Genomic DNA, 26,236 nt, shown 5'->3' with positions numbered 1-26,236 from the left:
TCAGCTGTTACTGCCAACTATCACTGCCTACTGTAACTATTTACTGAAACTAAACCCTCACCGGAATCCCGTTCCCCTGTAACTCAAGTTTCAATTCCTGAATTCCTATTTCCTTAAAATGGAAAACACTTGCTGCTAAGGCGGCATCTGCCTTACCTTCTATAAAAGTATCTGTAAAATGCTGCTTATTGCCCGCACCACCCGATGCAATGATAGGAATATTCAATTCTGTCGATAAAAGTGCCAAGGCTTCATTCGCAAACCCGTCTTTTGTGCCATCATTATCCATAGAGGTGAATAAGATTTCTCCCGCTCCACGCTCTTCTACCTCCTTAGCCCATTCAAACAACTTTCGTTCCGTTGGCACCTTACCTCCTACTAAATGAACAATCCACTCTCCATCGATCTGTTTGGCATCTATGGCAACTACAATACATTGCGAGCCAAATTTTGCAACCAAATCGTTAATCAATTGAGGATTCTTTACAGCAGATGAATTTATAGACACTTTATCCGCCCCGTTTTGAAGGAGAATATCAACGTCTTCAACAGAAGAAATTCCGCCACCAACGGTAAACGGTATATTAACTTTTTCAGCAACACGATATACTAAGTCCGCCAAAGTTTTACGTTTTTGCTCGGTAGCAGAAATGTCTAAAAAGACCAATTCATCTGCCCCTTCTTTACTATATATTTCAGCAAGTTCAACTGGGTCACCAGCATCACGTAAATCAACGAAATTGATACCTTTTACGGTTCTACCATCTTTGATGTCCAAACAAGGAATTATTCTTTTTGCTAACATATTGCCCCCTCTAGCTCCCCCAATAGGGGAGAATTAATACTCAAAATTTTATACGTTTTCATAGTGCTTTTAAATTTAGTCAAGGTGTTCCCCCTTTGAGGGTCAGGGGGCTTTTTACGTTCAAATCTACCCCGTCATAAAAGCCAAGGTCTTTATTCTTCAACTGTTTTACCCAAAACGCTATCTGCCCGGTATGATACGAATAATGCTCGACCACATGGAGAATAATACCTATTCCCGAAAAGGAAAAGCCTTGTACAGAACGTTTTCGGACTAATTGCTCTGGTGTAGCATCAAAAATGATTCTTTTTGCCGAGTCAACAACATCATCTAACTTCTTCATCAGTTCCTCTTTTGTGAAACCGCCGGTAGTAGCAAATTCTACATCGCGATTTCTTGTATCTTCAGTTTCTCCTAACGATGAAATGGCATATTGTGATATATTCCCACATAGATGAAGCATTAAATTTGCAATGCTATTTAAAGCATCGTTCGGTTTTTGCCATACTTCTTCTTCAGATATATCAGCAAGACTTTTCTTAATCATACGCGTGCTTTCATCTATACGATACAAAGCATTCTGCTTTAACTCTTCTATGATTTGAAATTCCTTATCCATTGTTTAAAATATAAGATTCCAATTGCTTTAGGCTAATTCTATTTTCATAAATAGCTTTACCGATGATAGTACCCTCACAACCCATTTCGGCTAGTTTTGGTAACTCGTCAAAAGTAGATATTCCGCCACTAGCTATTAGCTTTAAACCTGCGTCTGTTGAACTTATAATTTTGGAATATAAGTCGAAAGACGGACCTTCTAGCATACCATCTTTACTAATATCTGTACAAATAACATATTGTATACCTTTTGCTTGGTACGATTGTATAAAGGGAATCAATTCTTCTTTTGACTCTTCTAACCAACCTGATACAGCAACTTTTTCATCCATGGCATCTGCACCTAATATTATTTTATCAGCACCATGCTTTTCTATCCAACCAAGAAATGTATCAGGATCTTTTACCGCAATACTACCACCAGTAATTTGTTTGGCACCACTTTCAAAAGCGATACGCAAATCTTTATCAGTTTTTAATCCGCCTCCAAAATCTATCTGCAGACCGGTCTTGGTAGCAATTTGTTCCAAAACCTTATGATTTACAATATGCTTTGATTTTGCACCATCTAAATCTACCAAATGTAAATGTTTAATTCCGTGTGCTTCAAACTCTTTTGCAACCTCTAACGGGTTTTCATTGTATATCTTCTTGGTATCATAATCCCCTTTAGAAAGGCGTACACACTTACCGTCTATGATATCTATGGCTGGTATTATTCTCATTTTTATTCTAAAATTTGTTTATCTACAGACATCCATAATGCTGAATCTCCTATTTTATCGAATCCGAATCGCTCATACAATTGTTGAGCATCTTTGGTTTTTAAAGCTAATGTTTTAAGACTTTTTATAGTGGGATCTTCTAGCATGGCTTCTATCAATATTTTACCATAACCTTTACCTTGAAACTTATCAAAAATGATTACATCCATGAAGTAACCAAAATAGATGTAATCGGTAACAACCCTTGCAAAACCTATTTGTTCATTATCCTTAGTATAGATACCAAAACAATACGAATTTTCAATAGAGAGTTTTACTTCATTTAAAGTTCTATCCTTACCCCAATATGATGAGGCGATAAATTGTTGAATTCCTTCTACATTCAACAATCTCTTATTTTTAGAAATAAAGTAATCTTGCTTCATTACATTTTCAAAAAGTTTTCTAATATCTTTTCCCCAACATCACTAGATTTCTCTGGATGAAACTGGGTACCGTAAAAATTATCCTTTTTTAAAGCCGCGCTATAGTTTATGTCGTAGGAACATTGTGCTATGGTTTCTTTACATAAAGGAGCATAAAAGCTATGAACCAAGTAAATATAATCCTCTGGAACATCAGTAAACAATAAAGATTTAAGGTTTTCTATCTTATTCCATCCAATCTGTGGAACTTTTACCGTATTATCAAACTTAACTACATCAACATCAAAAATTCCGAGTCCTGTTGTATTGCCCTCTTCAGATGAATTGCACATTAATTGCATGCCCAAACAAATGCCTAAAACAGGTTGTTTTAAAGTCGGAATAACTTTGTCAAGTCCACTGTTCAACAACATTTTCATAGCACTACTTGCCTCACCCACCCCTGGAAAAATAACTTTATCGGCATTTTGTATTTCACTGGCATCGCTACTTAAAACCGCATCAAAACCCAATCGTTTGATCGCAAATTTTATGCTCTGTATATTCCCAGCTCCGTAATTTATAATTACAATGCCCCCCCCGCCCCCAAAAGGGGTGCTGATAGATGCTTTATTTTTTTCTGTATTCATAATATAAAACTTAAGAATTCCCCCTTTGGGGGTTAGGGGGCTTTTTACAATACACCCTTTGTACTTGGTAAAACCATTTTTTCCACATCTCTTTTCACTGCCATTTTTATACTTTTCGCAAAGGCCTTGAAAATAGCTTCAATTTTATGATGTTCGTTGGTTCCCTCAGCTTTAATATTTAAATTAGCTTTGGCACCGTCAGTAAACGATTTAAAGAAATGGTGAAACATTTCCGTAGGCATGTCGCCTACCATTTCACGCTTAAAGTCTGCATCCCACACCAACCAATTTCTACCACCAAAATCTATAGCGGATTGTGCTAAACAATCATCCATTGGCAAACAGAATCCGTAGCGTTCTATACCTAGTTTATTTCCTAAAGCCGAATGAAATACCTCGCCTAATGCAATACCGGTATCTTCAATTGTATGGTGCTCATCTACTTCTAAATCACCATCCACGTTGATCATTAAATCCATTTGCCCATGGCGAGCCAATTGATCTAACATATGATCAAAGAATGCCAGTCCGGTTTTAATATCACTTTTACCGGTACCATCTAGGTTCAGTTTTATGGCAATATCAGTTTCATTGGTTTTTCTATGAATTTCAGCCGTTCTATCATTCAATTTCAAGAACTCATAAATCTTCTCCCAATCATTGCTTTCAATAGCAATATGGCTATCTAGTTCATCACGCTTAACCGTAATTTCACCAGTACCCAAGTTGGTCTCATCGTTGATAAAAATACCCTTAGCACCAAGGTTTTTAGCCAATTCCATATCTGTCAATCGATCACCGATAACAAAGGAATTTTTTAAATCGTAATCATCGGAAAAATATTCGGTCAACAGCCCTGTTCCAGGTTTTCTCGTGTTGGCATTTTCATGCGGAAAAGTTCGATCAAGAAACACTTTATCAAAAACCACACCTTCATTTTCGAAGGATTTAAGTATAAAATTATGAACCGGCCAAAAGGTGTCCTCAGGAAAAACATCTGTTCCCAACCCGTCTTGGTTAGTAATCATTACCAATTCGTAATCCAATTCTTTTGCAATTTTACCTAGAAAAGTAAATGCTTTTGGATAAAAAATCATCTTTTCAAATGCATCTATCTGCTCATCTACCGTTTCCTTAATTATGGTTCCGTCACGATCAATAAATAGTACTCTTTTTTTCATTCTCATTTCATATATAATGTTCTAAACTATACCTCTGGGTCACTATTTTTGGTATCGATTGCAATTTGTTTTTCTTTAGACCCAAAAAAGAATTTTTTCACACCGCCAAACAAAGCAATAACCCCAACTGCGATGAACTTCCAAAATTTCAGTATTACCGCAAAGAAACCAGCTTTCGCTAATATTTTACCAGCTATTAAACCTCCAATACCATAAGCTGCTACATCATCAAAATCCGGGTCGAATTCAGAATACTTATAGCCAGTATTAAAAGAAACACTACCTAAGATTGGTTCTAAGTTAGCTTCCACATCGTTCAATGTTTCCATATCTCCAATTACATTAAGGTTCATATATCCCTTTCTACCTAATACCCTAATATTATAATTTAAAGTGCTGGTCTCATCTTCTTCAAACAAAAGTTCTTTGGCCCAATAAAGTTTTTTTCCATCTTGATCATAATATGGTTTAGAAGCCCATCCAAGCAATTCAACCGTAGGGTATCCCAATCTTGATCTTTCTGGGTTTGCATTTTTAGCATCTTCTTGCATTTCACTTAAAAGATCATCATAATCTAAATCTTGGGCATCGTCATCTTTAATATAACCTTCTTCGGCATATGAAATTTCTATGGCATAGCTAGTTTCAACAGGAGTATCATCTTCTTTAAGCAATAATCCCATCACGGAATTATCAACAGGATTGCCCCAAATATCTGAAAGTACACGTTGTGCTTGTGGTTTGTCTAAAAACTTATATCCATTTGGTACAATAATTTTTGCTACATCACCACCCAGCAAAGTTCTATCATAAATGTAATTAAACGTATTTTCTATACTATCAGAATACATTTTATAACTTATCAATGCTTCTGTTTCTTCAGGACTAAAGTTTAAGCTATCTGCAATAAACTCTAATCGTTCTATATCCTGAGCTCGAGATACTGTAATGGTAAATAATAATGTGAATAAGTAAAAGAACTTGCTTTTCATTGGTTTTGGTTTAAAGGTTATATGCTCTTTAACGCCTTAGAAAGTTTTTTATTCTCTTTTTCTGTTCCTACGGTAAAACGAAGGGTATTCTCACATAATGGTTGTGTAGTACGATTTCTAACCACCACCCCTTTTTCCAATAATTGATTATATCTTAGGGTTGCATCATCAACTTTTGCCAGTATAAAATTGGCATCTGTAGGATAGATGGTTTCAACAAATGAAACTGCTTTCAAAGCCTCAATGAGGTTGCTTCTTTCCGTTAAAATTTTAGCAACTTCTTCTTTAACCCCTTTTATATCCAACACCCGTTCAATGGCTTTATCCTGAGTTAATTGATTTACATTGTACGGAGGTTTAATTTTATTTAAAACAGCAATAATTTCAGCAGATGCCATACATAATCCAAGTCGAATACCTGCCATACCATATGCTTTGGACAAGGTTTGGGTTACAATTAAATTAGGATAATCTGCCAATTTAGATGTCCAGCTTTCTTCGGATGAAAAGTCAATATACGCCTCATCTATTATTACTAGTCCCTTAAACGAGGTCAATAGCTCTTCTATAATTGAAGTCGAAAAGCTATTGCCTGTAGGATTGTTGGGCGAACAGATAAATAACAATTTCGTATTGTTATCAATTATATTTAAAATTCCCTCAACGTTAGGTTGAAAATCATTGGTCAATAATACTTCCCGGTTTTCAACCAAATTAATTCCGGAAAGCACTTTGTACATTCCGTATGTTGGTGGCAATGTAATGATGTTGTCTTGCTTAGGCTCACAGAACGCCCTGAACAACAAATCTAACACTTCATCACTACCATTACCTAAAAGAATATTTTCTTCTTTAATCCCTTTCTGTTCTGCTAAAATAGCCTTTAGACCTCGCTGTTGAGGATCGGGATAACGATTTACTCCATTCTCGAACGGATTCTCATTGGCATCTAAAAAAACCATGGTAGAACCATCGGAAACATACTCGTCTCGTGCAGAGGAATACGGACTCAAACCTTTTACATTCTCTCTTGTTATATTATTTAGATTGAAACTCATTACTTCAATTCTGTATTGGTCATTGAGCGTAGCCGAAATGACATTATTTTAAACTATTTAATCTTAAGGTCACTGCATTTTTGTGTGCCTGTAAACCTTCTGCTTCTGCCATTAACTCTATAGCCTTGCCAATATTTTGTATTCCTTCTTCATTGATTTTCTGAAAAGTCATGCTTTTCAGAAAACTATCTAAATTAACTCCGCTATACTGCTTTACGTAACCATTTGTAGGTAAGGTATGATTGGTTCCTGATGCATAATCTCCAGCACTTTCAGGCGTATAATTTCCAATAAAAACAGAACCTGCATTATATGTATTTTCGATATAAAAATCTTCATTTTCTACACAAACAATGTAATGTTCCGGTCCGTACTCATTAATTAAATCAATAGCATCTTGATCATTATCAACATAAATCAATTTACTATTCGCAATTGCTTGTTTCGCTATATCCTTACGTGGTAACTCTTCCAATTGTATAGCTACTTCTTTTTCAACGGCATCAATTATAGCTTTAGAAGTAGAAACTAATATCACCTGACTGTCTACCCCGTGTTCAGCCTGACTCAATAAATCTGAAGCAACAAAAGCAGCATTCGCCGAATCATCGGCAATGACCAGTAATTCCGAAGGACCTGCAGGCATATCAATAGCTACGCCATACTTTGTAGCAATTTGTTTGGCTACGGTCACATACTGATTTCCAGGTCCGAATATTTTATATACCTGGGGAATTGTCTCCGTACCAAATGTCATTCCTGCAATAGCCTGAATACCACCTGCCTTTACAATTTTGGTTACTCCGCATAAATTAGCAGCGTATAAAATCGCAGGGTTCAATTTCCCTTCCTTGTTTGGAGGAGAACACAATACGATTTCTTTACAGCCGGCAATGGTAGCAGGTACTGCCAACATTAAAATGGTAGAAAATAAAGGAGCAGTTCCTCCCGGAATATACAGTCCCACTTTCTGAATGGGTCTTTTTTCTTGCCAACAAGTCACACCCGCTACAGTTTCAACTTCTACACGGTCGGTTTTTTGAGCTTCGTGAAATACTTCTATATTAGATTTAGCAAGTTTTATAGCCTCTTTTAAATCATTGGAAACTAAAGATTTTGCAGCTCCAATTTCAGCTTCAGAAACAAGCATACTTTCCAAAACCACCTTATCAAATTGTTCGGTATACTTTTTAAGCGTTATATCACCATTATTGGAAACTTCTTTGAAAATACCGTTCACCAACCCTTCAATATCCGCCACAGTCCGGGTAGGTCGTCTTAAGACTTCTTTCCAATCTTCTTTCTTAGGATTAAATATCTTGTTCATCTAGTTGATTTTTTTTTTGGAAGTGATAAGCCACTTTTTCATATCCTTGTTGTTCCCAAAACTTATGTCCTGCCACATTTCCTAAATAACAATTTAATTCAGCTGCCTCACAACCTATGGATTTAGCATAGTCAAATATCCAATCAGATAGTTGTCTTCCAATTCCCTTACCTTGATATTCTGGTAATATACATACATTATCAGGCTCCACATGTTTGCCAATATAGTATTTTGTCAATACCCATATTCCCGATATACCAATGAGCTTACCGCCGTCATACACACCAATACATTGATAATTTTGAGCAATCATCTCATTAAGACGTTCTTTTAGAGTAACCTTTCCAATCTTAGGATTCAACAGCTCTAAAAAGGGAATAATGCCTCCTAAATTTTCATTTTTTATGAAATCAATTGTATACATGTCTACAATACCATCTTTTCAATTGGGCAAACAAGAATACCTTCTGCTCCAGCCTTCTTTAACTCATCTATTACTTCCCAAAATTTATCTTTATTGATTACCGTATGTACCGAGCTCCATCCTTCATCGGCAAGTGGTAAAACTGTGGGACTTCTCATACCAGGCAGTAATTTTATAATAGCATCTAACTTCTCATTAGGAGCATTCAACAAAACATATTTAGAACCTCTAGCCCTTAAAACCGATTGAATTCTAAATTGTAATTTTTCAAGCAATTCTTTTCGCTCTGAAGTGATTTTTGGAGAGACAGCCAATACGGCTTCACTAGTAAGCATTACTTCTACTTCCTTTAAGTTGTTTTTGAACAAAGTACTACCACTGGAAACAATGTCACAGATAGCATCTGCAAGTCCAATATTCGGTGCAATTTCCACAGAACCGTTAATAATGTGTAAATCTGCATTAACACCTTTCTCTTTCAGGTAATTTATAACTGTATTTGGGTATGAAGTTGCAATACGTTTCCCTTCAAAATCCTGAACCGAATTATACTTCACAGATTTAGGTACGGCCAAAGAAACTTTGCATTTAGAAAAACCTAATTTTTCTGCAATGGAAATATCCTCTCCTTTTTCAATTAAAACGTTTTCTCCAATGATTGCGATATCAACCACACCATCTCTTAAGTACTGAGGTATATCGCCATTTCTAAGGTAAAAAACCTCAATCGGAAAATTTCTTGAAGAAGCTTTCAATTGATCTTTACCGTTGTCAATAGAAATTCCGCAGTCTTTTAAAATTTGAAGGGATTCCTCATTAAGTCTTCCCGATTTCTGAATAGCAATTCTAATTTTAGTCATTTTCTTAATTTAATGCTTGGCAACCAAAAGAGATTTAAATACAAAACCCGTTTGATTGCTCAAACGGGTTTTAAAATATGTTGTTCTACTACAATACATTCCTACCTCGCCTGAGCGTGTGTATGAATATGATGATGTGTAGTGCTGTTTTTCATTCTAATGTAAAAGTAAAAGGTATTTTTCATTTCACAAAACAAAAGTTTAAAATGAAACAAAAATAATGCACTACGTGTTTTAGTTATTACCTAAAATTAAAGGTAGCCCAGAATCACCTCCACCAACTACAATAACCTTTGTATTTGGGGATTCAGAAAGTTTAAGGGTAGCATCAATACCTTTATCCTGTAAAATTTTATCCGTTAAAGACGCACTTAAAATTTTATTGGCATCGGCTTTACCTTGTGCCTCAATAGTTACTTTCTCTGCTTCTTTCTTTGCCGTAACCAATCTAAACTCATATTCCAAAGATTCTTGTTCTTGACGTAACTTTCTCTCAATGGCTTCTTTGATCGTAGGGGGCAATGTAACATCCCTAACCAAAATTTCATTCAACTGAATATACTCGTCATCCACTATTTTTTTAGTTTCTTCAAAAATTTCAGCTTGTATAGCATCTCTTTTACTTGAGTACAACTGCTCCGGAGTATACCTACCAACAACAGAACGTGCAGCCGATCTTATGGTTGGCAATAGAACCCGTTGTACATAATCTTCTCCTTTTTCCTGATGTAATTTTCCCAATTCATTAAATTTAGGCTGAAACCAGGCAGAAGCATCCAATTTAATATCTAGACCATTACTAGACAATACATTCATTTTCTCAAAAACCTCTTGCTGTCTAACTTCATAAACGAACACTTTGTTCCATGGTGCAACAATATGAAAACCTTCTCCCAAAGGTGGTTCATCGGTTACAACACCATCGCCAAAAGTCTTGTACAGAACGCCAGCTTCACCAGAACCAATGGTAACTGTAGATTTTGAAAAAATTATTACTAGTACTATTAAAACAAATACTGCAGGTAATGCAATTTTAGGTAACTTATCCATTAGTTTTTAATTAAATTAATCCGTTATATTTTCTGATAAACCATTCTACGGCAAAAGCAAGAACTATAATTGCCAATAGTATTCTGAAATCAATCAAAGATACGATATTTTCAGTGCTTTTCTCGGTAGGCACATACCTATCGTTATTTAGAAGTTCCTGTTCTAGCATTTCTATTTGAGACGGAAAATAAGTGCTTCCATTAGTTTTAGAGGCCAAATTTTCCATTTTTTGCACGTTACTTGATACAAATTGATTCTCCATATCAAATTCTGAAATAATAAAGATTCCCGAAACAGTCTTTGATTCATTTTCAACCGTAACCGTAAAATCGTATTCACCAGATTTTAAGTTTGATAAATCTGCTTCAAAATAACCATTTTTTAATATCATAGGACTTGCCAGACTTTCTTTGGAAGTTGTATTGGTCACTTGGATATTCATCTTAGCATTGGGGTCAAAAATAAAGGCTTCATCAAAATATGTAGCCGTAATAATGGCGTTACTACTGCCCTCATAAACTTTTTCGTATTCTACATTGAGTCGCGCTTTATTCTTGGAACTTGTTAAAAAGCGAATTAAATTCCCAATAAACTCATCAAAGTTTGTAAAATCTCCCGTATTCCTATAGGTCTGCATACGCCACTTCCAAATATTCTCCCCTAATAAATATGCATTCTTGGTATTTGCATTTTCAAATATGCAAAAAAGAGGTTCCTGCATATCCACACCTTTAATTTGCGTACCCAACATAGTCTCAAAAGGCGATGTTATCAATACGGGACCGGCATCGCTTAACAAAGGGGGAAAATCTTCCATCTGGAAATTTGAAATATCATATTTGGAAAAAGCATTGTTCAACACACCGAACACTTCTTGCTGTGGATAACCATTTTCAATTTCAATACCAATTTTTAAATTATTTAGAAAAGTATAATCCGTTTGTATTCCAGTAATTACAAAACTATTGGTATTTATGCTTTTTATATAATCAAAAACCCCTTTGAAATTGCTTGTAGGTTGATAGCAGATAAATAAATCGATATTTTCCAATGATTCTTTAGCAATATTGGACGGCATAATAATGACCTCCCGCTGCTCATTACTTTCAATAGCCTTCTTCAAGGCCCCTACGTCCGGATGCAAAATATCCGTAACCAAGGCTATTTTTGTTTTTTCGTCAATAACTTCAATACGTGAGCTTCGTTTATTGTTGACTGTATTTCTTTCATTGGAAATTGGGGAGGCTTCTACTATCAAGTCCTTTAACCCAACTGTAGATGCATCTACCTGTAGAACTATAGGCCGTAGATTATTCTCATCACTCAAAGTAATCTTTTCCCTATGAATAACTTTATTATCAAGTTTTATGGAAACCACCGTAGAAATTGTGGAATTTCCTTGATAGGAAACATATGTTTCTAATGGAAACTTATTTTTTAAGAACGCATATTTATTAGTCAAAATAGGTCCTATTGAAATATCCTTATATTTTGTAGTATCTCCTAATACTAATGTATATATGGTATTTTCTTGATTTGGCTGGAAATAGCTATAATCTTGCCCAACCGTTTGGTTACCGTCAGATAATACCAAGGTAACGGTCTGCTCACGGGCATAAATTTCTTTTAAAGAAGATAATGCTTTATGAATGTTGGTGACATTATCGTTAAATGATAGGCTATCAGAGAATTTAAGATCCGTCCCAAAAGAATATTCCGCCAAATTAAATCTTTCCTTTAGGGCACTAGAAGCTTTAATGCTTGATAAAACCCTACTAAATTCTTCAGAATTTTGAGCGATGGAAACGGAATTATCCGCTAAAATGACCAAATTGGGTTGTTCTAAGGTATAGGATTTCTGACTGAATTTAGGATTGATCAATAAGAGGAGTAAACCAAATATTCCTATAAAGCGCAAAAAGGCCAAATACCAATGTAATTTGGTTTTAGCCTTTTGCTTATAAAAGTATTGGAAAACAACGATACCCAGTGCTACAATAGCAGCAAGAATACTAAACCATATTGTTTTGCTTTCCATTTAAATCCTTAAAATTAATCCTAAAAAAGGTCATTTTACACAATGCCTTTAAAGTTTAAAGATGATGTTAGGTTAACATACCACCATCTACATTCAATACTTGCCCAGTTACATAATTAGACAGGTCCGATGCAAAATACAAACAAGCATTGGCAATATCCTCTGTGGTTCCTCCACGCTTTAAAGGAATACCATCTCTCCAACCCTGTACCGTTTTCTCGTCTAACTTTTCCGTCATTTCCGTTTCAATGAAACCCGGAGCAATAGCATTACATCTAATATTTCTTGATCCAAGCTCTAAAGCCACAGATTTTGTAAAACCGATCATACCTGCTTTAGAAGCGGCATAATTTGTTTGGCCCGCATTACCTTTTACCCCAACAACACTGCTCATATTTATTATAGAACCCTTGCGCTGCTTTAAAAGAGTGCGCTGTACAGCTTTGGTCATATTGAACACGGACTTAAGGTTAATATCAATTACGGCATCAAAATCTGCCTCTGACATACGCATAAGCAAATTGTCCTTGGTGATACCGGCATTATTGATCAACACATCTATTCTACCATCAAAATCCTCCAAAACTTTAGCCACCAATTCTTCCGCTTCCTGAAAACTGGCCGCATTACTTTTATATGCTTTTGCCTGAACGCCTTTAGCTTTTAATTCCTTCTCCAATTCTAATGCAGGCGCCTCACTGGAACTATAGGTAAACGCAACGTTTGCCCCATGATCGGCAAATATTTGGGCTATACCTTTTCCTATACCCCTACTTGCGCCAGTAATAATTACATTTTTATTTTCTAATAATTTCATAAGTCCGTTTTTTAAAACCGATGTTTATCAAATATACCTTTTGTTTCAATTATAGGCTAAAAAAAATCCCGCTATAAACGGGATTTCATATGCCAAATATGAGTTCTTAACCCATTACTTCTTTTACTTTCTTACCAATTTCAGCTGGAGAATCAACAACGTGAATACCACATTCTCTCATAATTCTCTTCTTAGCTTGTGCTGTATCATCGCTACCACCTACAATAGCACCTGCGTGCCCCATTGTTCTACCGGCAGGAGCAGTTTCACCGGCGATAAAACCTACAACCGGCTTATCACTTCCACTAGCTTTGTACCACTGAGCGGCATCTGCTTCTAATTGACCACCAATTTCACCGATCATAACCACACATTTCGTTTCTGGATCATTGATCAATAATTCAACAGCTTCCTTGGTAGTAGTTCCAATAATTGGGTCACCACCAATACCGATTGCCGTTGTAATACCTAAACCTTGGCGTACCACTTGATCAGCAGCTTCATAGGTTAAGGTACCAGATTTAGAAACGATACCTACATTACCTTCCTTGAAAACAAAACCTGGCATAATACCCACTTTTGCTTCACCCGGAGTAATAACACCTGGGCAGTTAGGACCTATTAACCTACAGTCTCTTTTCTCAATATAATTGGCCACCTTCACCATATCGGCAACAGGGATACCTTCTGTAATAGTAATTATAACCTTAATCCCAGCTTCTGCAGCTTCCATAATAGCATCTGCGGCAAATGCAGGCGGAACGAAAATTATAGTAGTATCCGCACCTACTTTTTCAACAGCTTCGGTAACCGTATTAAAAACAGGTTTTCCTAAATGTTCTTGACCTCCTTTACCCGGAGTAACACCACCTACGATATTGGTACCGTACTCAATCATTTGTCCGGCATGGAATGTACCTTCACTACCAGTGAAACCTTGTACGATTATTTTGGAATCCTTATTTACTAATACGCTCATACTACTGTAGTTTTTATTTTTAACAGAACAAAAATATAGGTTTGTTCATGAATTTTAAAGCATTAACTCGCTTATTTATCGTTGATTTTTTTAATTATTTCCGGAATCTTCTTAATGTACGCCAATTGCTTCAATTTCTCTCGTGACTCTTCTATTGGCGTACCAAAATAACTCTTACCACCACTGACCGATTTAGTGACACCTGTTTGACCCATAATAACAGCCTTTTTTCCTATGGTTATACCACTATTGGTACCCACTTGTCCCCATAGGATAACTTCATCCTCAATAACCACGCAACCAGCAATTCCTGTTTGTGATGCAATTAAACATTTTTTACCAATGACCGTATCATGGCCAACATGTACCTGATTATCCAATTTTGTACCTATATCAATAGTAGTATCACCGGTAACTCCTCTATCAATGGTACAAAGAGCCCCAATATCCACATGGTCCTTTATAACGACCCTACCGCCAGATAACAGTTTATCATACCCTTCTGGTCTATTTTTGTAGTAGAACGCATCTGCACCTAAAATACTGCCTGCGTGTATGGTTACATTATTACCAATGATACAATTATCATAAATAACAACATTGCTATGAATGATACAATCATCACCCACAATAACATTATTGCCAATAAAGCTATTGGGTTGTATTACCGTATTTTTTCCAATTTTTGCTGAAACGGAAATAGACTGCGGACTTGGTACAAAAGGTTGAAAATAGGATGTTAATTTATTAAAGTCCCTAAAAGGGTCGTCTGAAATAAGCAAAGCTTTTCCTTCTGGGCAATCTACCTTTTTATTGATTAAAATTATGGTAGCATTGGAAGCCAGCGCTTTATCATAGTACTTAGGATGATCAACAAAGACAATATCACCAGGCTCAACAACATGAATTTCGTTCATGCCCAGCACAGGGAAATCATCATCACCAACATACGTACAGGATATGATTTCAGCTATTTGCTTTAAGGAAAAAGTTGTTGGAAATTTCAATGGACCGTTTTAAGTCTAAATTTTGAACTAAAATGATATTTATTACTCCTTTACACGTTCCATATAAGAACCGGAGGCTGTATCTATCTTAATTTTATCACCTTCATTAATAAATAATGGTACATTTACCTCTGCTCCAGTTTCTACTTTTGCAGGTTTTGTTGCGTTTGTAGCCGTATTTCCCTTTACTCCAGGTTCGGTATACGTTATTTCCAAAACAACACTTGCTGGCATTTCAACGGATAACGGCATGCTGTCCTCCGTATTGAACATAATCTTGACCACTTCACCTTCCTTTAAAAGACCAGGTGCATCTAAGGAGCTTTCCTGTAAAGTAATTTGGTTATAGTCATCAGTATTCATAAAATGATAGGTATCCCCTTCTGGATATAAATATTGATATGAACGTGTTTCTACACGAACGTCTTCAATTTTATGTCCTGCCGAAAATGTATTGTCCAATACTTTACCGGTAGAAACACTTTTTAATTTGGTACGCACAAATGCCGGACCTTTACCTGGTTTTACATGAAGGAACTCAATGATTTTATAAATATCATTGTTATATCTTATGCATAATCCTTTTCGTATATCTGATGTAGATGCCATGTGTATTTATTGTTATAATAGTTGACTAAATTTTTTTATAGTAAATTAATTATTGCTGAAATATCCTTTCATAATACCACGTTGGGAATCCCTTATAAATTGAAGTATTTCGTCCCGTTCTGGTGTAGCTTCCATTTCGGCCTCTATGATTTGAACAGCTTGGGTATTATTATAATTCTTTTGATATAAGATTCTATAAATATTCTGAATTTCCCTGATTTTATCGGACTCAAACCCTCTTCTTCTAAGTCCAACGGAATTAATACCGACATACGATAACGGTTCACGAGCCGCCTTTACATAAGGTGGCACATCTTTACGTACTAAAGACCCACCTGTTAAAAAGGCGTGTTGTCCTACGGAAACAAATTGATGCACGGCCACCAAACCGGCCAATATTACATTGTCACCAACGGTAACATGTCCCGCCAAAGTGGAATTATTGGAAAAAATACAATTGTCGCCCACTAAGCAATCATGGGCTACATGACAATAGGCCATAATCAGGCAATTTTTACCAATAACGGTCTTCATGCGGTCAGAGGTCCCTTTATGGATAGTGGCACATTCCCTTATGGTGGTATTATCCCCTATGACCACAGTGGTATCCTCATTATCATATTTTAGGTCCTGGGGTGCTGCGGAAATAACGGCTCCGGGAAAAATATTACAATTTTTACCAATACGGGCCCCTTCCATTATGGTTACATTGGAACCGATCCAGGTACCATCACCAATGGTGACATTATTATGGATTGTAGTAAAAGGTTCTACCACAACATTTTTTGCAATCTTTGCGCCCGGATGTATATAGGCCAACGGTTGGTTCATACTACGTTCTTTTAACTATTTGTGCCATAAGCTCTGCCTCACTGACCAATTTATCATTGGCATAGGCGTAAGCTTGCATATGACATATGCCCCTTCTAATTGGAGTAATTAAACTACAATGAAAGATTAAGGTATCACCAGGTAATACTTGACGCTTAAATTTAACCTTGTCTATTTTCATGAACAACGTTAAATAATTTTCCGGATCAGGAACCGTACTCAATACCAGGATACCTCCTGTCTGCGCCATGGCCTCTACTTGTAGAACTCCCGGCATTACCGGTGCCCCTGGAAAATGGCCTACAAAAAACGGTTCGTTCATGGTTACGTTCTTCATACCCACTACATGCTCATCTGATAGTTCTATGATACGATCGATCAACAAAAACGGGGGCCTATGCGGTAACATATCCATAATTTGATGGATATCCATTAAAGGCGGAAGGTTTAAGTCGTATTTAGGGACTTTATTTCTTTTTTCTATCTTAATGATCTGAGCCAGTTTTTTAGCAAACTGGTTATTAACAAAATGTCCTGGCTTATTGGCAATGACCTTACCACGAATACGGGTTCCGATCAATGCCAAATCTCCAATAACATCTAATAATTTATGTCTTGCCGCTTCATTTGGGTGATGAAGGTTAAGGTTATCCAATATACCATTGGCCTTCACGGAAAGCTTCTTTTTATTGAATGCTTTCTCCAATTTCATCATGGTAGCTTCTGAGATTTCTTTATCAACGTATACAATGGCGTTGTTTAAATCTCCCCCTTTTATTAATCCGTTCTCCAAAAGCATTTCCAGCTCATGAAGAAAACTAAAGGTACGTGCATTCGCTATTTCTGACTTAAAGTCGGATAGTTTATCTAGCGTAGCGTTTTGGGTACCTAACACTTTTGTCCCAAAATCTACCATGGTCATAAGCTGGTATTCATCAGAAGGAATTATGGTAATCTCACTACCACTTTCTTCATCCTTATAACTAATCACCTCTTTTACAATATATTCCTCGCGTTCCGCATCCTGCTCCACAACACCTGCATTTTCTAAGACTTCTACAAAGAATTTGGATGAACCGTCCATAATGGGAGGTTCTGCTGCATTTAATTCTATTAAGACATTGTCTATCTCTAACCCTACCAAAGCGGCCAATACATGTTCTGAAGTCTGTATCTTAACACCGTTCTTTTCTAGGTTTGTTCCTCGTTGCGTATTCACTACAAGATTGGCATCAGCAGGTATAATTGGCTCTCCTTCTAAATCTACTCTTTTAAATTTATAGCCATGGTTTTCATCTGCCGGTAAAAAACTAATAGTGACATCGCTTCCTGTATGTAAACCAACTCCCGTTAAGCTTACTTTTTTACCTATGGTTTTCTGTTTGTTACTTGCTGTACTCATCGTCAGTCTTTCTTTTCTAAAGTGTCGATTCTACTTATTATTTTTGGTAAGTTTTTAAAATGCACGTAAGATTTATTGTAATCGCCATAATTTAATGCTGGTGATCCCTGTAAAACTTCATGATCTTTAACATTTCTTCCTATTCCTGATTGTGCCTGTATCTTAACGTAATCACCAATGATGATATGACCTACAATACCAACTTGGCCACCGATCATACAGTGTTTACCTATTTTTGTAGATCCGGCTATTCCCGTTTGGGCCGCAATAACCGTATGCTCGCCTATTTCTACATTATGGGCAATTTGAATTTGATTGTCAAGCTTTACCCCTTTTCTTAAAATTGTGGAGCCTAAGGTAGCCCTATCTATTGTAGTACCGGCACCTACATCTACATTACTTTCTAAGATTACATTACCTGTTTGTGGCACTTTTGTAAATTCCCCGGCTTCATTTGGTGTAAACCCAAACCCATCTGCACCAAGTATTACACCGCTATGAACCACACAGTTATCTCCAATAATAGTCTCTGAATATACCTTTGCACCAGCAAAAATGGTAACGTTGTCACCAATACTGACATTATCGCCAATATATACGTTTGGGTACACTTTTACATTATCTCCCAAATTTACATTATTGCCTAAATAACAAAATGCACCCAGATAAACGTCCTTACCATAAGTAGCGGTATCCGATTTAAAGATGGGCGACTCTATACCTTGTTTATTGTTCTTGACCTGGTTATAATATTCCAACAATTTGGAAAAGGACTTATAGGCATCATCTACCTTGATCAAGGTAGTTGTAATTTCCTGTTCTGGAACAAAATTCTTGTTTACAATGGTAATAGAAGCCCTGGTCTTATAAATAAATGAAGTGTATTTAGGATTTGCTAAAAATGTAAGGGAGCCATCTTCCCCATCCTCTATTTTTGCAAGTTTGTACACGGTTATATCTGGATTTCCATGTACTTCTCCTTCTAAAATACCCGCGATTTGACCGGCTGTAAATTTCATGGGCGTAAAAGTAACAAAAATAGTTAAACCGCCCCTTTGGGGTAGCAGATATAATATTTGGTCACCGTTTTGGAAAGCGCGTTGAGATTTAAGTGATCGGACAATTTTGCAACATCGGTAATTTTGCCATTTTTTCTAAGGATGTTAATGTTTTGATACTCCCTATCATAGGCCTTATTATTTAATTCGCCCTTAAAAACGAAATAGGAAGTTTCCTCATCTGTTAATTGGTACTTTTCCTTTATCTTTTTGAACTTAGCATTGAATTTCCGATCGCTTATTGGCTCTTTTTTAAGTTTTATATGTAACAATTTTCTATCAATGATCATTTCACAGAGTGATGAAAGTACAAAGTCCGTATGATGCTGCCACTCCTTTAATGCAGAGAGTATATCAATATCATCTAGCTTTGCAAAGGTATTCAAGGTCTGTGCATCAAAATTATCCTTATTAATGGTATGGGTCAAAAAATATAGTAAAGGTTGTGAGCAATGAAGCTCTTGGCCTTGGTTCAATAAAAATCGTGCTCGCTTTAAAATATTGATTAAGACTTGCTCTGCAGCCACCCCGGTCTTGTGTAAATACACCTGCCAATACATAAAACGCCTAGCCATAAGAAATTTTTCTACGGAATATGTAGCTTTTTCTTCTATAACCAAATTACCGCCCACCACATTTAGCATAGTTATTAAACGTTCCGCATTGGTATTCCCTTCTGCAACACCGGTATAAAAACTATCTCTCTTAAGATAATCTAGTCGGTCCATATCCAATTGACTGGAAACCAGTTGATTTAAAAACTTTTTAGGGTGTTTTCCTGTAAAAATAGAAATGGCTTCCGTTAAACTTCCGTTAAATCGGGTATTGAGTTCTTCCATAAATTTCAGCGAAATAAACTCATGGCTAACCCCTTCAACAATACTATGCTCCATGGCATGGGAAAAAGGTCCATGACCAATATCATGCAAAAGAATAGCTCCCAACAAACCATTTTGCTCTTTAGAAGTTATTTCAACCCCCTTAAAACGAAGTACTTGTATAGATTTTTGCATAAGATACATGCAACCCAATGCATGATGAAAGCGAGTGTGGTGTGCTCCTGGATAAACCAAATAGGACAACCCCATTTGCGAAATTCTCCGTAACCTTTGAAAATAAGGTTCCGCTATAAGGTCAAAAATGTGTGTATTGGGAATTCTAATAAATCCGTAAATTGGATCATTAAAGATTTTCAGTTTGTTAGGTGTTTTCAAGGTAACGATGTCTTTTCTGAAATTAACAAGTCAAAGTTATGTAAAACATCAGCATAGGATTTGATAATCGACAAATAAATAATTGAATGAACAAAATAAAAATATTGTGGGTAGATGATGAAATTGATCTACTTAAGCCTCATATACTTTTCTTGGAAGCCAAAAATTATGAAGTCCTCACCTGCCAAAGTGGCCAAGAAGCTTTAGAAGAATTGGCAGAAACAAGAGTGGACATTGTTTTTTTGGATGAAAATATGCCCGGAATTTCAGGATTGGAGACGCTTTCTGAAATCAAGGTCATTGATAATGCTATTCCCGTAGTAATGATTACCAAGAGTGAGGAAGAATTTATAATGGAAGAAGCAATTGGTTCCAAAATTGCGGATTACCTGATAAAGCCCGTTAATCCAAATCAAATTTTACTCTCGCTTAAAAAGAATTTAGACCACTCTAGGCTTATTTCAGAAAAAACCACCAGCAATTATCAGCAAGAATTTAGAAAGATTGCCATGGATCTATCTATGGTAAGCACCTATCAGGAATGGGCAGAATTATACAAGAAGCTTATTTACTGGGAACTACAGCTAGAGGAAATTGAAGATAGTGGCATGTTCGAGATATTAGAATCGCAAAAAATAGAGGCCAACCAGCAGTTTGGCAAATTTGTAGACCGCAACTATGTAGATTGGTTTACCGATGCAGACGCCCCGGTCATGTCGCATACCGTTTTTAAAGAGTGGATCATTCCTGAAATCAAAGAGCAGAAAACATTGGTAATCGTGGTTGATAATTTACGATATGATCAATGGTATGCTTTTGAAGATACCGTAAATTCCTTTTACAAAAAGAAAAAAGAAGAATCCTATTACAGCATTCTACCCACTGCAACCCAGTATGCGCGAAACGCCATATTCTCAGGCCTTACCCCATTGGATATGGAAAAAAAATATCCGGACTGGTGGAAGAACGATACCGATGAAGGCGGTAAAAATTTATTTGAGGACAAATTTTTAGGGGAACAATTAAAACGCAACGGTCTTAATTTAAAGTGGGAATACCATAAAATCAGTAGCTTAAAGCAGGGAAAACACTTAAGTCAGAATTTTAAGTCGCAAAAAGATAATGATCTAACGGTCATTGTTTACAATTTTGTGGATATGCTTTCGCATGCCAAGACAGAAATGGAAGTTATAAAAGAACTGGCATCAAATGACAAATCTTACCGATCATTGACCAAAAGTTGGTTCAAAAACTCACCAATGCTTGAAATTATACAACAAGCACAATCTCTGGGCATGAAATTGATCATCACTACGGATCATGGAACAATTAACGTTAAATCACCTTCTAAAGTGGTGGGCGACCGTGATACCAGTGCAAATTTACGCTATAAGACAGGTAGAAGCCTCACGTATGAAAAGAATGAAGTTTTGGCGGCCAAAGACCCAAAATCAATTTTCCTACCTAGCATTAATATGAGCAGTTCGTACATTTTTGCGAAAAACGATTACTTTTTTGCTTATCCTAATAACTACAACCACTATGTAAGTTATTATAGAAATACTTATCAACATGGTGGTGTTTCCTTAGAAGAGATGATCATACCTTTTGTAGTTTTGGAGCCTAAATAGAACACAAATTCATGGAACTGATTTATAGAGAGCAAGACCTGCAAACTATTGCTAAGGATATAATTGGGAACACTAATAACAAAATGCTTGCCTTTTATGCCCCAATGGGTGCTGGTAAAACTACCCTAATAAAAGCCATTGTTAAGGAATTAGGCAGTACGGACAATGTAAGTAGCCCTACTTTTGGTCTGGTAAACGAATATCAATTAAAGAATGGTGAACTATTGGGATACCATTTTGATTTTTATCGGTTAAAAGATGAAACTGAAGCCCTTGATATGGGTATAGATGATTATTTTCTATCCAACGCTTGGATTTTCATGGAATGGCCTGAAAAAATTCCTAGTTTAATTCCAGAAAATGTACATACCATCCAAATAGAAATTTTAGATCACGAGACTCGAAAATTAAAGTTTACATAGGTCACAAAAAGCGTGTGGGCCTGTAATTTTGTTATAGATGATGAAATTCCTACATCGTTATACATCGTTTTTTATTGTATTTAATCGTTGAAAAACAAGTAATTCGTTAAAATGTTCATTTTTTCCGTTAAAATGCACAAATTTAACGTTCAAATACTATTTTGTAGTGCATTATTTCTTACGTTTGTAAGGAGAACTAAAACTTGTTTAACCAAAAACCCCTTGAAAATGAAAAACAAAAGGACTTTTCTTGCCTCCTTGGCATTAGGTGTATTTCTTCTAGCAATGGCAGCGCCAGTTATCAACCTTGACAACCAAGGTTTGAATGTTGATAAGAGGAAATTGACTAAGAAAATATAACAATTATATTTTTTTATAAAAAGAGCAATTTAATTGCTCTTTTTTTTTATATAATAATTAGGAAATATGGTCGTTAGCATATAGTAATACTATTTTGTCAATGATTATTAGATCAAATAAAAAGAAAGCTAAAAAGAAGATTTTTTTAGAATCTCTTCTGGTATTTTTTATTGCAATATCACCTTTTCTATATAAAACGTATGATTATTTACCATATGATTCAAATGGTGAAGTATCAATTTTAGGTTTCACTTTAAATGGTAATGGGTTTCCTGATGCATCAACATACCTTTGGTTTCTAACTTCTAAAATAGTTCCACTTTATTTATTAATTTTTTGGTTCCTCACATCACGTGATTGGTGGTATCACATTATAATTATCCCAATTGCAATGTATGCTTTTCAGTTGTTTGAAGTTGTTTATGATTCTGACAACTTTGTGGATACTGAAAATATTTGGTGGATCATTCCAGTTTGTATGATTACGATTCCTTTTGTGTATTTTATTAGAATTAAGCTCTATGACAAACATGTACATGGCATAGATTTGGAAGCGATGGATGCGGAGTTGGAAGAACTAAAAAAGAAAGGTTTCCAGGTCGAAGACCAAAATGATGCCATTGAAAATGTTGCGGCGAATGAAGATGAAAGCAGTATGTCATTATCAGATAAAGTAAATACCAAACTTTCTACAAATAGCATTGAGTCTTTTCTAAGAAATATTCAGGACCGTTTACAAGGATGGTTAAATTTTAAGTTTTAAAACGCTCAACTTATCATCTCCCCTACACAGATTATCTTAAAAATTGTACATTTGAAATTCAGGTCTTAGATTTGAGCAACGTACATTTTTTCTATGAACCAACCCGCTTCCCCATTTAGTAAACAACAATTACTTCCACAAGAAGAAACGTTAGAAGTATACAGGCAAAAAGGAGAATTATTCATTGGTATACCCAAGGAAAATCAACAGCATGAGAAACGTATTTGCTTAACACCAGACGCCGTAAACGCAATAACTTCAAACGGCCACCGGGTTTTAATTGAATCTGGAGCAGGAGAAGGAGCGCATTATTCTGATTTGGATTATACAAAGGCGGGTGGAGAAATCACTAGGGATACTAAAAAAGTATTTGCTTGTCCGTTAATTCTGAAGGTTGAACCGCCAACGCTATCTGAAATAAACCTTATAAACCCACAGACCGTTATCATCTCGGCCTTACAAATTAAAACCCAGGCCAAGGAATATTTTGAAGAACTTGCCCGTAAACGAATTACGGCAATTGCCTTTGAATATATACGTGATGATGAAGGTAAATACCCTGCCGTAAGATCATTAAGTGAAATTGCAGGAATTTCTTCCGTATTGATCGCGGCAGAACTTATGGCCGCCAATAATAATGGCAATGGCCTCATGTTTGGAAATATTAGTGGTGTTCCACCGGTTGAAGTTGTGATCATAGGTGCGGGTACGGTCGGGGAATTTGCAGCTCGATCCGCAATTGGCATTGGTGCCAACGTTAAGGTGTTCGATAATTCTATTACCAAGCTTAGAAATATACAGACCAATCTTAAGCAAACCGTTTATACCTCTACCATTCAACCAAAAAATCTTTTAAAAGCTTTAAAAAGATGTGATGTGGCCATTGGGGCAACACGTGGTAAGGATAGATCTCCTGTAGTAGTATCTAGCACCATGGTAGAACATATGAAAAAAGGCGCCGTAATCATAGATGTGAGTATAGATACCGGAGGTTGTTTTGAAACCAGTGAAATTACCAACCATAGTAAACCTACCAAGGAAAAATTTGGCGTTATCCACTATGGCGTTCCCAACATACCATCTAGATACCCAAAAACCGCATCGGTAAGTATAAGTAATATATTTACCCCTTATTTGTTGAAAATTGGAGAAGATGGCGGTCTAGAAAATTCGCTTCGGTTTGACAAAGGCTTGCGTAACGGATTATATATGTACCATGGTATTTTGACCAATAAATCTGTGGGAGAATGGTTTGACCTACAATACAGTGATATTAATTTCCTCATTTTTTAGAATACTCAACGCTTTACTTTTCCTATCCTTGAAAAAGACATAATTTCGCGATCATTGATCAACGAAACGACAAGCTGTATGGATTTTTTAAAAAGATTGGGATTTTATTTGGTAGGTATGTCCATTGGCATTGTTTTCCTTACCATGTTCTTAAAGAAAAAATCTGATGAAACCGGGGTATACTTTTGCTATCTTCCTAATTGCCGTACATTAAAGGATATACGCTCTAAATCTATGTACTATAGTGAAGAAGCCAAGCAGAAACTAAAGGAATTTCAGTTAGACTCTACAGATGTTACCTATATCTTGACCGAGGGCAATGTTGATTTTGGAAATAGCGATACCAAATCCGTGCCGTGTAAAACCTATATTATTGAGGCTGAACGCAAAGAAAACCAATATACGTTCACCGTAGAGAATTGCAGGGAAAAGGCGACTATACAGAAGGTAGCCGCCCAATAAATTACATTTTACGACGTTTTCTTTCTTTTTTCAAAAGTGTAAGTTCTCTACTGGTTTGCCCCGCAACCGATGTATTTTCATCCGCTCTTCTAATTAAATAAGGCATAACATCCCGCACTGGACCAAAAGGCAAATATTTAGCGACATTATATCCATTGGCCGCTAGATTAAAGGAAATATGATCGCTCATACCGTATAATTGACCAAACCAAATATGCTCGTTATTTTTGTCGACTCCTTTTTGTTCCATTAAATCCATCAACCGGTAACAACTTTCCTCATTGTGTGTACCGGCAAAGATGGAAAGTGTATCCAACTTATCGATCATATATTCAATGGTATTGTTGAAATTGTCATCGGTTTCTGCCTTAGACTTGCAAATAGGTGTAGGATAACCTTTTTCCTTGGCACGTTCGTTTTCCTTTTCCATATAGGCACCACGAACAACCTTCATCCCTACATAAAAACCTTCTTTTTCCGCTCTCTCCGTCAACGCTTTTAAATAGGGTAAGCGATCCCACCTATAGGTCTGTAAGGTGTTAAATACTATTCTTTTCTCTTTATTATACTTACGCATCATTTCTTCGGCCAATTCGTCCGCCGCATCTTGCATCCAACTCTCTTCACCATCAATTAATAAGGAAACTTCTAAATCGTGCGCTTTTTTACAAACTTTGTCAAACCTATTGACTACACGTTGCCATTCCGCCTTTTCATCTGTAGTTAAGGGTTTCTTCTCGCTTATTTTTTGATAAAGGGCAAAACGGCCAAAACCGGTTGGTTTAAATACGGCATAGGGTATGGCTTCTTTTTCCTTGACAAAATCCAAGATGGTCAATATAACCTCCGTTGCAGTATCAAAAGGGTCTTCCTCCTCTTTACCTTCTACCGAATAATCCAATACGGAACAAACACCTTTCTCCCACATACGGTCAACAACAGGAAGACAGTCCCGTTCATTTACCCCGCCACAAAAGTGATCAAAGACCGTTGCCTTGATCAAACTTTCTACAGGTAAATTTGCCTTAAATGCAAAATTGGTAATTACAGAACCTAGTTTTACGAGTGGTTCGTTTGAAATCATCTTAAAAAGAAAATAAGCTCGCTCTAATTCCGAATCTGACTTTAAAGCAAATGCTGTTGCAGTATTTTCAAATATCTGGTTCATTTATTATGTTTTCTACAGCTTTCAAAGATAATCACACATTTTATAATCCTAAGACTAAAAATTACCTTTATTTTGCGTATAAATAGCT

Annotated in this window: 27 protein-coding genes; 5 read left to right on the top strand and 22 right to left on the bottom strand. The window is 36.2% G+C overall.

From position 1 onward, the window contains the following. Positions 1-49 precede the first annotated feature (49 nt). The 21 genes from hisF to ABVM52_RS16320 form a co-directional block, all read right to left on the bottom strand. On the bottom strand, positions 50-805 hold the full coding sequence (gene hisF, locus ABVM52_RS16420; RefSeq protein ID WP_405382163.1) for an imidazole glycerol phosphate synthase subunit HisF: 756 nt from the start codon (positions 803-805) through the stop codon (positions 50-52). A gap of 79 nt (positions 806-884) precedes the next feature. Continuing rightward, entirely contained in the window at positions 885-1,424 is a 540-nt protein-coding gene (locus ABVM52_RS16415; RefSeq protein ID WP_405382162.1) for a DinB family protein, read from the bottom strand. Continuing rightward, a complete protein-coding gene (gene hisA, locus ABVM52_RS16410; RefSeq protein ID WP_405382161.1) occupies positions 1,417-2,148 on the bottom strand; it encodes a 1-(5-phosphoribosyl)-5-[(5-phosphoribosylamino)methylideneamino]imidazole-4-carboxamide isomerase in 732 nt (243 codons plus the stop codon). The genes ABVM52_RS16415 and hisA overlap by 8 nt, the downstream gene beginning before the upstream one ends. 2 nt (positions 2,149-2,150) lie before the next feature. Further along, on the bottom strand, positions 2,151-2,573 hold the full coding sequence (locus tag ABVM52_RS16405) for a GNAT family N-acetyltransferase (protein WP_405382160.1): 423 nt from the start codon (positions 2,571-2,573) through the stop codon (positions 2,151-2,153). Continuing rightward, entirely contained in the window at positions 2,573-3,202 is a 630-nt protein-coding gene (gene hisH, locus ABVM52_RS16400; RefSeq protein WP_405382159.1) for an imidazole glycerol phosphate synthase subunit HisH, read from the bottom strand. Before hisH ends, ABVM52_RS16405 begins: the two co-directional genes overlap by 1 nt. Before the next feature lie 44 nt (positions 3,203-3,246). Continuing rightward, positions 3,247-4,383, bottom strand: a complete 1,137-nt coding sequence (gene hisB / locus ABVM52_RS16395) for a bifunctional histidinol-phosphatase/imidazoleglycerol-phosphate dehydratase HisB (protein ID WP_405382158.1) — start codon at positions 4,381-4,383, stop codon at positions 3,247-3,249. Positions 4,384-4,409: 26 nt separating this feature from the next. After that, positions 4,410-5,375 carry a DUF2167 domain-containing protein gene (locus ABVM52_RS16390; RefSeq protein ID WP_405382157.1) on the bottom strand — a complete coding sequence of 322 codons (966 nt, stop codon included), beginning with the start codon at positions 5,373-5,375 and terminating at the stop codon, positions 4,410-4,412. Positions 5,376-5,392: 17 nt separating this feature from the next. After that, positions 5,393-6,433: a histidinol-phosphate transaminase gene (hisC, locus tag ABVM52_RS16385; RefSeq protein WP_405382156.1), complete on the bottom strand. Its 1,041-nt coding sequence runs from the start codon at positions 6,431-6,433 to the stop codon at positions 5,393-5,395. Between the two features lie 43 nt (positions 6,434-6,476). After that, positions 6,477-7,760 carry a histidinol dehydrogenase gene (gene hisD / locus ABVM52_RS16380; protein ID WP_405382155.1) on the bottom strand — a complete coding sequence of 428 codons (1,284 nt, stop codon included), beginning with the start codon at positions 7,758-7,760 and terminating at the stop codon, positions 6,477-6,479. After that, positions 7,744-8,184, bottom strand: a complete 441-nt coding sequence (locus tag ABVM52_RS16375; RefSeq protein ID WP_405382154.1) for a GNAT family N-acetyltransferase — start codon at positions 8,182-8,184, stop codon at positions 7,744-7,746. Before ABVM52_RS16375 ends, hisD begins: the two co-directional genes overlap by 17 nt. Before the next feature lie 2 nt (positions 8,185-8,186). Continuing rightward, positions 8,187-9,044, bottom strand: coding sequence for an ATP phosphoribosyltransferase (hisG, locus tag ABVM52_RS16370; protein WP_405382153.1), 858 nt, complete (start codon positions 9,042-9,044; stop codon positions 8,187-8,189). Between the two features lie 234 nt (positions 9,045-9,278). Beyond that, on the bottom strand, positions 9,279-10,094 hold the full coding sequence (locus tag ABVM52_RS16365; protein WP_405382152.1) for a prohibitin family protein: 816 nt from the start codon (positions 10,092-10,094) through the stop codon (positions 9,279-9,281). Between the two features lie 10 nt (positions 10,095-10,104). Continuing rightward, positions 10,105-12,132, bottom strand: coding sequence for a VWA domain-containing protein (locus tag ABVM52_RS16360; protein ID WP_405382151.1), 2,028 nt, complete (start codon positions 12,130-12,132; stop codon positions 10,105-10,107). A gap of 67 nt (positions 12,133-12,199) precedes the next feature. Further along, positions 12,200-12,949, bottom strand: coding sequence for a 3-oxoacyl-[acyl-carrier-protein] reductase (gene fabG, locus ABVM52_RS16355; RefSeq protein ID WP_405382150.1), 750 nt, complete (start codon positions 12,947-12,949; stop codon positions 12,200-12,202). Between the two features lie 106 nt (positions 12,950-13,055). After that, positions 13,056-13,928: a succinate--CoA ligase subunit alpha gene (sucD, locus tag ABVM52_RS16350; RefSeq protein WP_405382149.1), complete on the bottom strand. Its 873-nt coding sequence runs from the start codon at positions 13,926-13,928 to the stop codon at positions 13,056-13,058. Between the two features lie 71 nt (positions 13,929-13,999). Next, entirely contained in the window at positions 14,000-14,935 is a 936-nt protein-coding gene (locus ABVM52_RS16345; protein WP_405382148.1) for a UDP-3-O-(3-hydroxymyristoyl)glucosamine N-acyltransferase, read from the bottom strand. 42 nt (positions 14,936-14,977) lie between these two features. After that, a complete protein-coding gene (gene efp / locus ABVM52_RS16340) occupies positions 14,978-15,544 on the bottom strand; it encodes an elongation factor P (RefSeq protein ID WP_405382147.1) in 567 nt (188 codons plus the stop codon). Positions 15,545-15,589: 45 nt separating this feature from the next. Further along, a complete protein-coding gene (lpxA, locus tag ABVM52_RS16335) occupies positions 15,590-16,375 on the bottom strand; it encodes an acyl-ACP--UDP-N-acetylglucosamine O-acyltransferase (protein ID WP_405382146.1) in 786 nt (261 codons plus the stop codon). 1 nt (position 16,376) lies between these two features. Then, the gene (locus tag ABVM52_RS16330) at positions 16,377-17,777 is read right to left on the bottom strand and encodes a bifunctional UDP-3-O-[3-hydroxymyristoyl] N-acetylglucosamine deacetylase/3-hydroxyacyl-ACP dehydratase (protein WP_405382145.1); all 1,401 of its coding nucleotides are present in this window, start codon (positions 17,775-17,777) and stop codon (positions 16,377-16,379) included. Positions 17,778-17,779: 2 nt separating this feature from the next. Continuing rightward, entirely contained in the window at positions 17,780-18,796 is a 1,017-nt protein-coding gene (lpxD, locus tag ABVM52_RS16325; RefSeq protein WP_405382144.1) for a UDP-3-O-(3-hydroxymyristoyl)glucosamine N-acyltransferase, read from the bottom strand. Between the two features lie 23 nt (positions 18,797-18,819). Beyond that, positions 18,820-20,049 (bottom strand): HD domain-containing protein, encoded by a 1,230-nt coding sequence (locus tag ABVM52_RS16320; protein ID WP_405382143.1) that lies wholly within the window; start codon positions 20,047-20,049, stop codon positions 18,820-18,822. Between the two features lie 86 nt (positions 20,050-20,135). On the opposite strand from ABVM52_RS16320, the gene ABVM52_RS16315 reads away from it, so the two are divergent. The 5 genes from ABVM52_RS16315 (at position 20,136) to ABVM52_RS16295 (ending at position 24,980) form a co-directional block, all read left to right on the top strand. Beyond that, on the top strand, positions 20,136-21,680 hold the full coding sequence (locus tag ABVM52_RS16315; protein WP_405382142.1) for a PglZ domain-containing protein: 1,545 nt from the start codon (positions 20,136-20,138) through the stop codon (positions 21,678-21,680). 11 nt (positions 21,681-21,691) lie between these two features. Further along, a complete protein-coding gene (gene tsaE / locus ABVM52_RS16310) occupies positions 21,692-22,102 on the top strand; it encodes a tRNA (adenosine(37)-N6)-threonylcarbamoyltransferase complex ATPase subunit type 1 TsaE (RefSeq protein WP_405382141.1) in 411 nt (136 codons plus the stop codon). Positions 22,103-22,562: 460 nt separating this feature from the next. Next, a complete protein-coding gene (locus tag ABVM52_RS16305; protein ID WP_405382140.1) occupies positions 22,563-23,225 on the top strand; it encodes a hypothetical protein in 663 nt (220 codons plus the stop codon). 93 nt (positions 23,226-23,318) lie between these two features. After that, positions 23,319-24,518 (top strand): alanine dehydrogenase, encoded by a 1,200-nt coding sequence (locus tag ABVM52_RS16300; protein ID WP_405382139.1) that lies wholly within the window; start codon positions 23,319-23,321, stop codon positions 24,516-24,518. Between the two features lie 78 nt (positions 24,519-24,596). Continuing rightward, positions 24,597-24,980, top strand: coding sequence for a DUF4258 domain-containing protein (locus ABVM52_RS16295; protein WP_405382138.1), 384 nt, complete (start codon positions 24,597-24,599; stop codon positions 24,978-24,980). 1 nt (position 24,981) lies between these two features. Here ABVM52_RS16295 and ABVM52_RS16290 read toward each other — a convergent pair whose 3' ends face one another. Continuing rightward, entirely contained in the window at positions 24,982-26,148 is a 1,167-nt protein-coding gene (locus tag ABVM52_RS16290; protein WP_405382137.1) for a proline dehydrogenase family protein, read from the bottom strand. Positions 26,149-26,236: the final 88 nt, after the last annotated feature.

It is taken from the genome of Maribacter sp. LLG6340-A2 (assembly GCF_045057105.1).
In the GTDB taxonomy this organism is placed as follows: domain Bacteria; phylum Bacteroidota; class Bacteroidia; order Flavobacteriales; family Flavobacteriaceae; genus Maribacter.
The sequence above is the reverse complement of the archived record's forward strand: the minus strand, read 5'-3'. Positions and strand labels throughout refer to the sequence as shown.

Bases quoted from the DNA above. Each gene is read 5' to 3' on its own strand.
- ABVM52_RS16290 (WP_405382137.1), bottom strand. From the start codon at position 26,148: ATGAACCAGATATTTGAAAATACTGCAACAGCATTTGCTTTAAAGTCA.
- ABVM52_RS16305 (WP_405382140.1), top strand. From the start codon at position 22,563: ATGATTATTAGATCAAATAAAAAGAAAGCTAAAAAGAAGATTTTTTTA.
- ABVM52_RS16390 (WP_405382157.1), bottom strand. From the start codon at position 5,375: ATGAAAAGCAAGTTCTTTTACTTATTCACATTATTATTTACCATTACA.
- hisA (WP_405382161.1), bottom strand. From the start codon at position 2,148: ATGAGAATAATACCAGCCATAGATATCATAGACGGTAAGTGTGTACGC.
- ABVM52_RS16405 (WP_405382160.1), bottom strand. From the start codon at position 2,573: ATGAAGCAAGATTACTTTATTTCTAAAAATAAGAGATTGTTGAATGTA.
- hisC (WP_405382156.1), bottom strand. From the start codon at position 6,433: ATGAGTTTCAATCTAAATAATATAACAAGAGAGAATGTAAAAGGTTTG.
- fabG (WP_405382150.1), bottom strand. From the start codon at position 12,949: ATGAAATTATTAGAAAATAAAAATGTAATTATTACTGGCGCAAGTAGG.
- ABVM52_RS16300 (WP_405382139.1), top strand. From the start codon at position 23,319: ATGAACCAACCCGCTTCCCCATTTAGTAAACAACAATTACTTCCACAA.
- hisF (WP_405382163.1), bottom strand. From the start codon at position 805: ATGTTAGCAAAAAGAATAATTCCTTGTTTGGACATCAAAGATGGTAGA.
- ABVM52_RS16365 (WP_405382152.1), bottom strand. From the start codon at position 10,094: ATGGATAAGTTACCTAAAATTGCATTACCTGCAGTATTTGTTTTAATA.
- sucD (WP_405382149.1), bottom strand. From the start codon at position 13,928: ATGAGCGTATTAGTAAATAAGGATTCCAAAATAATCGTACAAGGTTTC.
- hisD (WP_405382155.1), bottom strand. From the start codon at position 7,760: ATGAACAAGATATTTAATCCTAAGAAAGAAGATTGGAAAGAAGTCTTA.
- ABVM52_RS16360 (WP_405382151.1), bottom strand. From the start codon at position 12,132: ATGGAAAGCAAAACAATATGGTTTAGTATTCTTGCTGCTATTGTAGCA.
- lpxA (WP_405382146.1), bottom strand. From the start codon at position 16,375: ATGAACCAACCGTTGGCCTATATACATCCGGGCGCAAAGATTGCAAAA.
- efp (WP_405382147.1), bottom strand. From the start codon at position 15,544: ATGGCATCTACATCAGATATACGAAAAGGATTATGCATAAGATATAAC.
- tsaE (WP_405382141.1), top strand. From the start codon at position 21,692: ATGGAACTGATTTATAGAGAGCAAGACCTGCAAACTATTGCTAAGGAT.
- lpxD (WP_405382144.1), bottom strand. From the start codon at position 18,796: ATGAAATTTACAGCCGGTCAAATCGCGGGTATTTTAGAAGGAGAAGTA.
- ABVM52_RS16295 (WP_405382138.1), top strand. From the start codon at position 24,597: ATGGATTTTTTAAAAAGATTGGGATTTTATTTGGTAGGTATGTCCATT.
- hisH (WP_405382159.1), bottom strand. From the start codon at position 3,202: ATGAATACAGAAAAAAATAAAGCATCTATCAGCACCCCTTTTGGGGGC.
- hisG (WP_405382153.1), bottom strand. From the start codon at position 9,044: ATGACTAAAATTAGAATTGCTATTCAGAAATCGGGAAGACTTAATGAG.
- ABVM52_RS16315 (WP_405382142.1), top strand. From the start codon at position 20,136: ATGAACAAAATAAAAATATTGTGGGTAGATGATGAAATTGATCTACTT.
- hisB (WP_405382158.1), bottom strand. From the start codon at position 4,383: ATGAAAAAAAGAGTACTATTTATTGATCGTGACGGAACCATAATTAAG.
- ABVM52_RS16330 (WP_405382145.1), bottom strand. From the start codon at position 17,777: ATGAGTACAGCAAGTAACAAACAGAAAACCATAGGTAAAAAAGTAAGC.
- ABVM52_RS16375 (WP_405382154.1), bottom strand. From the start codon at position 8,184: ATGTATACAATTGATTTCATAAAAAATGAAAATTTAGGAGGCATTATT.
- ABVM52_RS16415 (WP_405382162.1), bottom strand. From the start codon at position 1,424: ATGGATAAGGAATTTCAAATCATAGAAGAGTTAAAGCAGAATGCTTTG.